The following is a 12103-nucleotide window of genomic DNA, read 5'->3' on the forward strand; positions in this document are numbered from 1 at the left end:
TGCCGGGCTATTTGTTCTTGCTAGATACCGCGCTTCCAGCATCATGGGCAAGCCGCAGCGTATCAACCATACCTACCAGACAAATAATCGCAATAGCGACAAAGGCCAGCCGGAAACTGATCCCCGGAATATTGCCTAACGCCAGCCATTCACTCACCTCATCACCGATACGGATCCCGATAGCGGCCAACGAAATGCCCAAGCCTACCGCTAATTGTGTTGCCGTACTGAACAGCGTATTGGCGTAGCTCATTTGTGGTCCGGGGACGTCCGCAAAGGCAAGCGTGCTGATGCCGGTAAACTGAATTGAGCGGAACACGCCGCCCAGATACAACACCAACAAAATAACCCACACCGGGGTCTGCGGCGTAATTAATGCACAGGCCAACAGCGCCAGGACGTTTAGCGCACCGTTGATTAACAGTAGTTTCTTAAAGCCCAGCCAGCGTATCAACGGCGTGGTGGCAGGTTTTATCGTCAGATTGCCCACAAACACCGCCAGAACCAGCGAACCCGCGTGAAAAGCGTTCATGCCAAAACCGACCTGGAACATTAACGGCAGCAGAAATGGTACAGCGCTAATAGAGGCTCGAAATAGCGACCCGCCGTACAGGGTGACGCGAAAAGTAGGGACGCTCATGGCATCAAGACGAATCATCGGCCAGGTAGTGCGACGAAAATGATGCAGGGCAAACAGAAAGGTCACGGTTCCTAGCGCCAGCAGCCCGGCGGTTAGCCAGCCTTGCGGCTGCTGGGTTCCCAGTAACTCCATAGCATACACCAGGCTAACCATCGCAACTGAGGTCGCGATAAAACCCGCTATATCAAATGGACGGCGCTCGTCGTCATGAATATCCGGGATAAAACGTAGCGCCAGTGCGATCGCCAAAATTCCTAGCGGTACGTTAATAAAGAAGATCCAACGCCAGTTAGCATAGCTGGTAATGAATCCTCCAAGCGGTGGCCCGATGATAGGCGCGACTAACGCGGGCCAGGTCAGGGTCGCTATGGCGGTGATCAACTGATGTTTAGGCGTGGTGCGCAGTACCGCGAGACGGCCAACAGGAACCATTAGCGCGCCACCCACACCCTGTAAAATTCGCATTGCTACAAAGCTCTCAAGGCTTTCGGACAAACCGCATAAAACCGAAGCGAGAGTAAAAATCGCCAGCGCCAGGGTAAACACTTTTCGGGCACCGAAGCGATCCGCAATCCAGCCGCTGGCGGGGATAAGCACCGCGAGGGTGATCAAGTAGGCGCTGATACCAATGTTCAGGTCTACCGCCTGTACGCCAAAGCTTTTGGCCATGTCGGGTAGGGCTGTGGCAATCACCGTGCCGTCAATAAATTCCATAAAGAAAGCCCCGGCAACAAGTAATGCTGCCGGGGAAAGACCGCGTTGGTTCTCAACCGCTAACTGTTCACTCATGTTGTGCTTGCCATCTCAAAAGAAACTGACTGGACCTTTTTTATTTTCAGCGCATTTGTAATGTGTGCGCGGCTATCGTTTCGATCGCTGAATAGGTACTATGACGACCTTTCTATAAGGAGCTCACTATGTCCCAAACATTGAATGCCGATCAGGAACTGCTCTCGGACGTTGTTGCCTGTCAGCTGGTTATCAAGCAAATTCTGGATGTTCTTGATGTTATTGCCCCGGTAGAAGTTCGGGAAAAAATGTCCAGCCAACTGAAAAACATCGATTTTTCCAGCCATCCTGCAGGGGCCGATCCGGTCACTATGCGCGCAATACAAAAAGCGGTTGCCTTGATCGAGTTGAAATTCACGCCGCAGAATGAATCCCACTAAAATAAACCGTTGTTTCAGATTTTAGAAAGGTTTTTTGCGCCTCGCAGAATGGGAGGCGCGTGCCAGGGAAAATCAGAGGTTGACCGGATAAGGTGCGCTGCATCGCTATCCGGCATTAACGCGATGAAAACTGAAGATTAGTGATGCTGGTAGTTAACGACGTTGAGCAAGTGCTTATCGGTTTGCGCCATGCACAACCCCGCGCGTTTGGCGCTGCGGACTTCATCAAGAATCGTCTGTAACAGCACGCCATCCTGCTGCTGCTCTTTTTCCAGGTCGTGAAGAAAATCAATGGTTGGCGCATCGTTTAATGCTTCAGCTTCATTGGTTAAACGCGAGAGTTTACTCGAACGCTGTTGATATTCATCCAACGTTTTCTGAAACAATTCTTCAAGGGAACTCAGTTCATCACCCGGCACATCCATGGCCTTGACGATGGGATTAGCCCCGGCACTTTTCATAAAATTGAACATACGCATCATTTGAGTCACGTTACCTTGCGCCTGCGTGCGTAGAAACGTGGCTGTACCTGTCAGGCTATGCTCGTAGCACCATTCGCTGAGATGCAGGTAAAGATTCGAGGCGTAGAACTCGAGATTCATTTGTGTATTGAGTTTATGAACAATTCCAACTGCAGCCATATCAATATCCTTATTTCCAGAAAGGGGGATGTACGTTACTCACGCCAGTACAGCGGGCTGCCGCTGCACTTCACCTCTACGTACAATTAAAACTGTTAGCAGAATAAATCCGTTCCGCCGGTCCTTTAGTGATCACGAATTATATTCGCTCCGATCGAGATTCAGCATAACGTTTGCCCTGGTATAAGAAAATCCTTAAATCTGCGTATTTATGTTTTTTTACATATTGTCATAACAGTATTCATGCTTCTGTTGTTTTGGCATATAGATGACATGAATGTAAGAGGTTGAAATTTATGTCATTAAATGATTTTCATGATAATGAAATGGTGTTTCATATCACAAAATTAAATTCCACAATAAGGTATTGTCTGGCATCTGATGATTATCTGCCCAAGTTGAAAGGCAATTTCACGATCGGGATGGATTAGTACAAATTATCTGATGGCTAATTTTTTGCGCCAGATCAGTTTTAATCAAATTGAGAAATTTAACAGTCTGCACTGGTCGTCATTAATTGTTTCGTTTATGTGGATCAAGCAAGGAGTTGCATATGAAGAAGGTTGCGGTGCTGCTGGCACCCGGTTTTGAAGAGGCGGAGGCGATTGTTACCCTGGATATTCTGCGTCGCCTGAATATCGAAGTCGAAACCCTGGCCTGCGCAGAGTCACGTGCGGTGGTGAGTTATCATGACGTACCGATGGTGATGGATAGCACGCTGGCCGCGCGCCAGACATATCTCTACGATGCCGTCGTATTGCCAGGCGGGCCGCAGGGCAGCGTTAATCTTGCCGCCAGTGAGGCGGTCATCCAGTTTGTATCTCGTCATGATCAGGCAGGAAAGCTCATTTGCCCGGTATGTTCTGCGGCCGCGCGCGTGTTGGGCGGCAATGGTCTGCTGAAGGGACGTCGCTATGTTTGCTCAGGAGATCTGTGGCAAAACGTCACGGACGGGGAATATATCGATGCGCCGGTTGTTGAAGATGGCAATCTGATTAGCGGCAAAGGATTAGGGCATATTTTCGATTTTGCGTTGACGCTTGCGGCGCGCCTGCTGGGAGATGACATTCCGGTTCGCGATCACGCTGACCACATTTATTACCGATGGTAATCATGTTCCCGAATGCTTCGGTATTCGGGAACAAGGATTCGTTGGCTGATGTTATGGATTAATCTGCTATCCCTCTTTTTTCCCGTCGACAAAACCGCGTTTTTTTATGTCATTTCCCGCTGAATTTATGTACGCAATTACTGTAATTCTGTGGTGTGATGCCGCTCTCTTATGGAGAATCAATTTCCCGCTAAAACTACTCTCAGCACTGGCATTGATCTTATCACTAAAAGGTAATGCCTTGTTTTACGTCCGAATTACAAAAAATCGTCTGATTTTACCCTACATAAAAGAACGTTAAAGCTGGAGTTAACCATGCACAAATTCACTAAAGCGCTGGCTGCCATCGGTCTGGCTGCCATTATGTCACAATCCGCTATCGCTGAATCCATGAAGCTCGGTTTCCTGGTCAAACAACCGGAAGAACCGTGGTTCCAGACTGAATGGAAATTTGCCGATAAAGCCGGTAAAGACCTTGGCTTTGAGGTGATTAAAATTGCCGTCCCGGATGGTGAGAAGACCCTTAACGCCATCGACAGCCTGGCTGCAAGTGGCGCAAAAGGGTTTGTGATTTGTACGCCGGACCCCAAACTCGGGCCTGCCATTATGGCCAAGGCGCGTGGCTACGATATGAAAGTCATTGCCGTCGACGACCAGTTTGCTAACGCCAAAGGTAAGCCGATGGATACCGTGCCGCTGGTGATGATGGCTGCAACCAAAATTGGTGAGCGCCAGGGCCAGGAACTGTATAAGGAGATGCAAAAGCGCGGTTGGGATGTGAAATCCACAGCGGTAATGGCCATTACCGCGAATGAACTCGATACCGCGCGTCGCCGTACATCGGGTTCAATGGAAGCGCTTAAAGCCGCAGGCTTCCCGGAAAAACAGATCTACCAGGTCCCCACAAAATCGAATGACATCCCCGGGGCATTCGATGCCGCTAACTCCATGCTGGTTCAGCACCCTGAAGTCAAACACTGGCTGATTGTTGGCATGAACGACAACACCGTGCTGGGCGGCGTACGTGCGACCGAAGGGCAGGGCTTCAAAGCGCCGAATGTGATTGGTATCGGCATCAACGGCGTTGATGCCGTGAGCGAACTCTCCAAAGGCGAAGCGACCGGGTTCTACGGTTCACTCCTGCCAAGCCCGGACGTTCACGGCTACAAATCAAGTGAGATGCTCTACAACTGGGTAACGAAAGGTGCAGAGCCACCGGCGTTTACTGAAGTGACGGATGTGGTGCTGATTACCCGCGATAACTTTAAAGAAGAACTGGCGAAGAAAGGCTTAGGTGGTAAGTAACACAAATGCCGGATGCGACGCCAACGCGTCTTATCCGGCCTACGAATTGCGTACTCAGTAGGCCGGATAAGGCAAAGCCGCTATCCGGCATAAAGATCTGACTCACGGAGACGTTATGCAACAGTCTACCCCGTATCTCTCATTTCGCGGCATTGGCAAAACGTTCCCCGGCGTTAAAGCGCTCACGGATATCAGTTTCGACTGCTATGCCGGTCAGGTGCATGCGCTGATGGGCGAAAATGGCGCCGGGAAATCAACACTATTAAAAATTCTCAGCGGCAACTATGCGCCAACGACGGGATCTTTGGCGATCCGTGGACAAGAGGTTTCGTTTGCGGACACCAATGCCGCGCTGAACGCCGGTGTTGCCATTATTTACCAGGAGCTGCATCTCGTCCCGGAAATGACCGTTGCCGAGAATATTTATTTAGGGCAGATGCCGCACAAAGGCGGGATTGTGAACCGCTCGCTGCTGAACTATGAAGCGGGGCTTCAGCTCAAGCATCTGGGCATGGATATCGATCCCGATACGCCGTTGAAATACCTCTCCATTGGTCAATGGCAGATGGTGGAGATTGCGAAAGCGCTGGCGCGCAACGCCAAAATTATCGCGTTTGATGAACCGACCAGCTCCCTTTCAGCGCGCGAGATTGAGAATCTGTTTCGCGTCATCCGTGAGCTACGCAACGAAGGGCGCATCATCCTTTACGTTTCGCACCGTATGGAGGAGATCTTTGCCCTTAGCGATGCCATCACCGTGTTTAAAGATGGTCATTACGTCAAAACGTTCACGGATATGCAGCAGGTCGATCACGACGCGCTGGTGCAGGCGATGGTCGGACGCGACCTCGGTGATATTTATGGCTGGAAATCCAGACCTTATGGTGCAGAGCGCCTGCGTTTGCATGACGTCAAAGCCCCAGGCGTGCGTACCCCGATCAGTTTATCAGTGCGCAGTGGTGAAATTGTTGGATTGTTTGGACTGGTGGGCGCCGGACGTAGCGAATTAATGAAAGGTCTGTTTGGCGGCACGCGTATCACGGCAGGCCAGGTGTTTATCGATGAACAGCCTATTGATATCCGTAAACCGAGCCACGCCATTGAAGCGGGGATGATGCTGTGCCCGGAAGATCGCAAGGCTGAAGGGATCATTCCGGTCCATTCGGTACGTAACAACATCAACATCAGTGCCCGTCGTAAACATGTTCTGGGCGGATGCGTGATCAACAACGGCTGGGAAGAGACCAATGCTGATCATCATATTCGCTCACTCAATATTAAAACGCCGGGCGCGGAGCAACTGATTATGAACCTCTCCGGCGGTAATCAACAGAAGGCTATTCTCGGCCGTTGGTTATCGGAAGAGATGAAAGTGATTTTGCTGGACGAACCTACACGCGGTATTGATGTGGGCGCCAAGCATGAAATTTATAACGTGATTTATGCCCTCGCGGCGCGCGGCGTGGCCGTGCTGTTTGCTTCCAGCGATCTGCCTGAAGTGCTCGGTGTCGCCGACCGTATCGTGGTGATGAGAGAAGGCGAAATTGCCGGTGAGTTACTTCATGAACAGGCGGATGAGCGCCAGGCGTTAAGCCTTGCTATGCCAAAAGTTAGCCAGGCTGTAGCCTGAATAAGGAGAGAATGATGTCTTCCGTTTCAACATCGGGTTCAGGTGCTGCAAAGTCGGCGCTAAATCTTGGTCGCATTTGGGATCAATACGGGATGCTGGTCGTGTTCGCCGCGCTGTTCCTGGTTTGTTCCCTCTTTGTGCCTAACTTTGCCACTTTCATCAACATGAAGGGGCTGGGGCTGGCGGTATCGATGTCGGGTATGGTCGCGTGTGGGATGCTGTTTTGCCTGGCATCCGGTGACTTCGACCTGTCCGTTGCCTCCGTGATTGCCTGCGCCGGGGTCACTACAGCCGTGGTCATTAATATGACCGAAAGCCTGTGGATTGGCGTGGCTGCCGGGCTACTGCTCGGTATTCTATGTGGTCTGGTGAATGGGTTCGTGATTGCGCGGCTGAAAATTAACGCCCTGATCACGACCCTTGCGACGATGCAGATTGTGCGTGGTCTGGCCTACATTATTTCCGACGGTAAGGCGGTGGGGATTGAAGACGAGCGCTTCTTCACTCTCGGTTACGCCAACTGGTTTGGTCTGCCGGCACCTATCTGGATCACGGTCGTCTGTTTCATCGTTTTTGGCTTGCTGCTCAATAAAACCACGTTTGGGCGTAACACGCTGGCCATTGGGGGGAATGAAGAGGCGGCACGTCTGGCTGGGGTTCCGGTCGTTCGTACCAAAATTATTATCTTTATTCTGTCCGGGCTGGTATCCGCCATCGCCGGGATTATCCTCGCATCTCGTATGACCAGCGGCCAGCCAATGACCTCAATCGGCTATGAGCTGATCGTGATTTCCGCGTGCGTGTTAGGGGGCGTTTCGCTTAAAGGCGGCATCGGAAAAATCTCATATGTGGTAGCCGGGGTGTTGATTCTGGGAACGGTTGAGAATGCAATGAACCTGCTGAACATCTCTCCGTTCGCACAGTATGTCGTACGTGGTCTGATCCTGCTGGCGGCGGTGATCTTCGACCGTTACAAGCAAAAAGCGAAGCGTACTGTTTGATGATTTTAACCCCAACTTTTTAGTCTAGCTTTAGCTCATCGCCAGCCGCTACCCGGCTGGCGATTGTTTTTCCAAATGGCGAGCATGGTCACACTGTCTATACTTATATCCGTCATACATCATATATACGGCGCGATCCGCGCGGCGTACAGACCATGATGAGGAGGATAACCGGGTGACAGCATCACTGATCTTACCCCCTGAACAATCTGCAAGCTGTGCTTATTTTTTTGATCTCGATGGGACACTGGCTGAGATCAAACCTTATCCAGACCAGGTCGTTGTCCCTCAGACAATCCTGCAGTTATTACATCAGTTGGCGACGCATAATGCGGGTGCGCTGGCATTGATTTCAGGGCGCTCGATGGCTGAGCTTGACGCGCTTACCACTCCCTTTCGTTTTCCGCTCGCCGGAGTGCATGGGGCAGAGCGCCGTGACATCAATGGTCAAACTCATATAGTGCGCCTGGCTGCGGCAATAGAGCGCGAAGCAGGAGAGCTATTAAGTACCGCCTTGGCGACGATGCCGGGTACAACGCTTGAAGCAAAAGGGATGGCGTTCGCACTGCATTATCGCCAGGCCCCGGAACATGAAGCGGCGCTAATTAATCTGGCTGAGCGCATCACGCACAGATGGCCGCAGTTGGCTTTACAGCACGGAAAATGCGTTGTGGAGATAAAACCAAAGGGTACGAACAAAGGCGACGCAATTGCCGCATTTATGCAGGAAGCACCTTTTGCCGGACGGATCCCCGTTTTTTTTGGTGACGATCTGACGGACGAAACAGGATTTGGCGTGGTTAATCGCGCAGGGGGCATTTCCGTGAAGGTGGGGAATGGAGCGACGCAGGCGACATGGCGTCTGGATGGCGTGAGTGATGTCTGGCACTGGCTGGAACAAATTAACTCTTCGCAGCAAGAATCGAAAGCAACGAATAACAGAAGAGGTGGCTATGAGTCGTTTAGTCGTAGTATCTAATCGTATCGCCTCACCCGATGACAAAGGGAGCGCAGGTGGGCTTGCCGTCGGCGTGCTGGGCGCGTTGAAGGCTGCTGGTGGCCTGTGGTTTGGCTGGAGTGGCGACACGGGTAATGAGGACAAACCATTAAAAAAAGTCACGCGTGGCAATATTACCTGGGCTTCGTTTAATTTGAGTGAACAGGATTACGAAGAGTATTACTGCCAGTTTTCTAATGCGGTTTTATGGCCTGCATTTCATTATCGCCTCGATTTGGTGCAGTTTCAGCGTCCTGCATGGGAGGGCTATCAGCGGGTGAATGCCTTGCTGGTAGATAAACTGCTGCCGCTGCTCAGCGATGACGACATAATCTGGGTTCATGATTACCATCTGTTGCCGTTTGCCAGCGAGCTGCGTAAACGCGGCGTGAATAACCGTATCGGTTTTTTCCTGCATATCCCTTTTCCGACGCCGGAAATCTTTAATGCCTTACCCCCACATCAGACGCTACTTGAGCAGATGTGTGATTTTGATTTACTCGGTTTCCAGACCGAGAACGATCGTCAGGCTTTTCTGGATTGTCTGGCAGCCCAGACTCAGGTAACCACTCAGAGCGAGCAGCACCACCGCGCATGGGGAAAAGCGTTTCGTACCCAGGTCTATCCCATCGGTATTGAGCCGGATGAGATCGCCCGTCAGGCTTCCGGCCCTTTGCCGCCGAAGCTGGCGCAACTGAAAGCAGAACTTAAAAATGTGCAGAATATCTTCTCCGTTGAGCGTCTGGATTATTCTAAAGGTTTGCCGGAGCGCTTTCAGGCCTATGAGGCTCTGCTGGAACACTATCCGCAGCACCATGGTAAAATTCGCTACACCCAGATAGCGCCAACTTCGCGTGAAGAGGTGCAGGCCTACCAGGATATTCGGCACCAACTGGAGACTGAAGCGGGGAGGATTAACGGTAAATATGGGCAGTTGGGCTGGACGCCGCTCTATTATCTGAACCAGTACTTTGATCGTAAATTGCTGATGAAAATCTTCCGCTACTCTGATGTAGGGCTGGTGACGCCGCTGCGAGATGGTATGAACCTGGTTGCGAAAGAATTCGTGGCCGCGCAGGATCCTGCCAACCCCGGCGTGCTGGTGTTATCGCAATTTGCCGGGGCCGCGAATGAGCTAACTGCCGCGCTTATTGTTAATCCTTATGACCGCGACGAAGTGGCTGGCGCATTAAACCAGGCTCTGACGATGCCGCTTGCTGAGCGTATCTCCCGCCACGCTGAGATGCTCGAAACTATCATTAAAAACGATATCGACAACTGGCAGGCGAGGTTCATTTGCGATCTGGAAAAAGTTATCCAACGTCAGAGTAAACAGCCATTGCCAGACAACGTTTCTCCCTGCACTAAACTGGCGTAACGCTCAGAAAACGCAGGTCAATCTCCAGCCAGTGGAACCAGCAGAACATCCACGTGGCTGGCACCGATCACGCTTTTTGATGAGCAGGATGCGCGCGAAAAGAAGCTGTGGTTATGGTTGCCATAAATGACCAGATCGACCGCGTGTTTACGGCATACATCCAGAATATGTTCATTCAGTGCCCCATAGGTAATAAAGGTATGCTCAATGGGGTACTGTGCTTCTTTGCTGAGCTTGTCGATAAAATCCTGAGTCTCCTCTTGCATCACTTCACGCAGGTCCTCCAGCATAGGTGCTGCAAACTGATTATACAGTTCAGGGTCTGAGACCAGGGTTATCAGGCTAATACGAGCGTTGACAGGGCGAGCGATTGAAACCGCCTTGGCTAACAACTGCTGGCTTTCAGGGGTGGCGGCAACGGCCACAAGAATGTGTGTATAGCTCATAACTCGCTCCTTTTTTCAAGAATTATGAGAGGGTTTCTCAGCATTGCTCGGCTTACTCCATACTGCAACGTTTCCTTCCCGGATAGTGTGAATGTCATCATGCTTATTCATTAATTATTCTTATAAATAGAATAATTGCGTCATATAACTTGGAAATACGTTCAGCTTACTTAAGTAAAACTCACCGCTAATGAAAACAATGTGTTAATTAAAAATTAACATAAGTTAACATTTAACGGGTTATCACTACCCGGTATTAATTAATCACCCTTAATATTTAACTCATTGTTTATAAGGGATTTAATTAAAATAGTGTTTTACATTAAATATGTGATCAAGCTCGCTATTTCACAAGGTGATATTAACGTTTGTGAACAAAATACTATTCGCTTTTATTGCAAGAATATTCGTATGTCAGGAATTGAAATGGCGAACTTGAGATTAAAAAATAAGCAAAGTAAAAGCTGTGCTGATGGATTTATGTTAAGTGTTTAGCTGGTTTATGTGATCTATGTCACATATTCTTCAAATTCGCAGCATAGCTACGTTGTATGTGTAACGGGCGGCGGGTAGAGTTGCGTCGAATTAGGAAAAATCTTAGACATTTGTAAGAATTGATGTGAGCTTGTAAGGGGCGCGGCTTTCTGAAAAGGGAATGTTTAGACAACGCGTAAGTGCCGTCACGCTGCTATGTATTTGACCTTTTGCTTTTTTTTACCGGGCCTTCCCGGCGACATCACGGGGTGCGGTTTCACCGCATGAAAACAATGTTGGTTATTATGGATGCAAATAATGCATACATCCGAGTTGCTGAAACACATCTATGACATCAATTTGTCATATTTATTGCTTGCACAGCGTTTGATCGTTCAGGACAAAGCATCTGCGATGTTTCGCCTTGGTATCAGCGAAGAAATGGCGGACACGTTGGCAACATTAACACTTCCACAAATGGTCAAACTGGCTGAAACAAACCAACTGGTCTGTCATTTCCGTTTCGACGATCACCAGACCGTTACTCGCCTGACGCAAGACTCCCGCGTTGACGATCTTCAGCAAATTCATACCGGTATCATGCTTTCAACGCGACTGTTAAGCGACATCGATGAAGCAGCGCGCAAGAAAAGGGCTTGATGATGAGCGAAAAAAGCATTGTTCAGGAAGCGCGTGATATCCAGCTAGCGATGGAATTAATCACATTGGGCGCCCGTTTGCAAATGCTGGAAAGCGAAACGCAATTAAGCCGTGGCCGACTTATCAAGCTGTATAAAGAATTACGCGGCAGCCCTCCGCCAAAAGGGATGCTGCCTTTCTCCACCGACTGGTTTATGACGTGGGAACAAAACATTCATGCTTCGATGTTTTGCAACGCATGGCAATTCCTGCTCAAAACTGGTTTGTGCAGCGGCGTGGATGCCGTGATCAAAGCGTATCGTTTATACCTTGAGCAGTGCCCGCAGCCAGAAGAAGGGCCACTGCTGGCGTTAACTCGCGCATGGACGTTGGTGCGTTTTGTCGACAGCGGATTGCTGGAGTTGTCCCGATGCAATTGCTGCGGTGGGAATTTTATTACCCACGCTCACCAACCTGCAGGCAGCTTTGCCTGCAGTTTATGCCAACCGCCATCACGCGCCGTAAAAAGACGTAAACTTTCCCAGAATGCTGCCGATATTATTCCACAACTGCTGGATGAACAGATCGAACAGGCTGTTTAACTGATACGGTGTGGACAAACACTCCAGCAGCGGTAAGCAATTACCGCTGCTTTTTTTTGTCCTGACCTTG

Annotated in this window: 12 protein-coding genes; 9 read left to right on the forward strand and 3 right to left on the reverse strand. The window is 50.1% G+C overall.

The genetic code is table 11. From position 1 onward, the window contains the following. Nucleotides 1–7: 7 nt before the first annotated feature. Nucleotides 8–1429, reverse strand: coding sequence for an MFS transporter (locus OGV38_RS19670; RefSeq protein ID WP_065554699.1), 1422 nt, complete (start codon nucleotides 1427–1429; stop codon nucleotides 8–10). A gap of 128 nt (nucleotides 1430–1557) precedes the next feature. Between OGV38_RS19670 and OGV38_RS19675 the strand changes: the two genes are divergently transcribed. After that, nucleotides 1558–1809, forward strand: a complete 252-nt coding sequence (locus tag OGV38_RS19675; protein ID WP_016153452.1) for a DUF2766 family protein — start codon at nucleotides 1558–1560, stop codon at nucleotides 1807–1809. Nucleotides 1810–1946: 137 nt separating this feature from the next. Here OGV38_RS19675 and OGV38_RS19680 read toward each other — a convergent pair whose 3' ends face one another. After that, nucleotides 1947–2450 (reverse strand): non-heme ferritin-like protein, encoded by a 504-nt coding sequence (locus OGV38_RS19680; RefSeq protein ID WP_016153451.1) that lies wholly within the window; start codon nucleotides 2448–2450, stop codon nucleotides 1947–1949. Nucleotides 2451–3003: 553 nt separating this feature from the next. Between OGV38_RS19680 and OGV38_RS19685 the strand changes: the two genes are divergently transcribed. The 6 genes from OGV38_RS19685 to otsA all read left to right on the forward strand — a co-directional run bounded on the left by OGV38_RS19685 (nucleotide 3004) and on the right by otsA (nucleotide 9872). Next, the gene (locus OGV38_RS19685) at nucleotides 3004–3561 is read left to right on the forward strand and encodes a DJ-1/PfpI family protein (RefSeq protein WP_019077051.1); all 558 of its coding nucleotides are present in this window, start codon (nucleotides 3004–3006) and stop codon (nucleotides 3559–3561) included. A 315-nt stretch (nucleotides 3562–3876) separates the two neighbouring features. Continuing rightward, on the forward strand, nucleotides 3877–4866 hold the full coding sequence (locus OGV38_RS19690; RefSeq protein WP_003034602.1) for an arabinose ABC transporter substrate-binding protein: 990 nt from the start codon (nucleotides 3877–3879) through the stop codon (nucleotides 4864–4866). Between the two features lie 115 nt (nucleotides 4867–4981). Then, nucleotides 4982–6496, forward strand: a complete 1515-nt coding sequence (gene araG, locus OGV38_RS19695; RefSeq protein WP_016156817.1) for an arabinose ABC transporter ATP-binding protein AraG — start codon at nucleotides 4982–4984, stop codon at nucleotides 6494–6496. Between the two features lie 14 nt (nucleotides 6497–6510). Then, nucleotides 6511–7497, forward strand: coding sequence for an L-arabinose ABC transporter permease AraH (gene araH, locus OGV38_RS19700; protein WP_016153448.1), 987 nt, complete (start codon nucleotides 6511–6513; stop codon nucleotides 7495–7497). A 175-nt stretch (nucleotides 7498–7672) separates the two neighbouring features. After that, complete coding sequence (otsB, locus tag OGV38_RS19705; protein ID WP_016156815.1) at nucleotides 7673–8476, forward strand: trehalose-phosphatase; 804 nt, start codon at nucleotides 7673–7675, stop codon at nucleotides 8474–8476. Then, nucleotides 8451–9872: an alpha,alpha-trehalose-phosphate synthase gene (gene otsA, locus OGV38_RS19710; protein WP_131405073.1), complete on the forward strand. Its 1422-nt coding sequence runs from the start codon at nucleotides 8451–8453 to the stop codon at nucleotides 9870–9872. Before otsB ends, otsA begins: the two co-directional genes overlap by 26 nt. 17 nt (nucleotides 9873–9889) lie before the next feature. On the opposite strand, the gene uspC is transcribed toward otsA, so the two are convergent. Next, nucleotides 9890–10318, reverse strand: a complete 429-nt coding sequence (uspC, locus tag OGV38_RS19715; RefSeq protein WP_109018032.1) for a universal stress protein UspC — start codon at nucleotides 10316–10318, stop codon at nucleotides 9890–9892. A 792-nt stretch (nucleotides 10319–11110) separates the two neighbouring features. On the opposite strand from uspC, the gene flhD reads away from it, so the two are divergent. Beyond that, nucleotides 11111–11452, forward strand: coding sequence for a flagellar transcriptional regulator FlhD (gene flhD / locus OGV38_RS19720; RefSeq protein ID WP_016153444.1), 342 nt, complete (start codon nucleotides 11111–11113; stop codon nucleotides 11450–11452). Continuing rightward, on the forward strand, nucleotides 11449–12033 hold the full coding sequence (gene flhC / locus OGV38_RS19725; protein ID WP_085951062.1) for a flagellar transcriptional regulator FlhC: 585 nt from the start codon (nucleotides 11449–11451) through the stop codon (nucleotides 12031–12033). Before flhD ends, flhC begins: the two co-directional genes overlap by 4 nt. Nucleotides 12034–12103 lie beyond the last annotated feature (70 nt).

The sequence above is a fragment of the Citrobacter sp. Cb080 genome (assembly GCF_030334745.1).
GTDB classification, from domain to species: Bacteria; Pseudomonadota; Gammaproteobacteria; order Enterobacterales; family Enterobacteriaceae; genus Citrobacter; species Citrobacter braakii.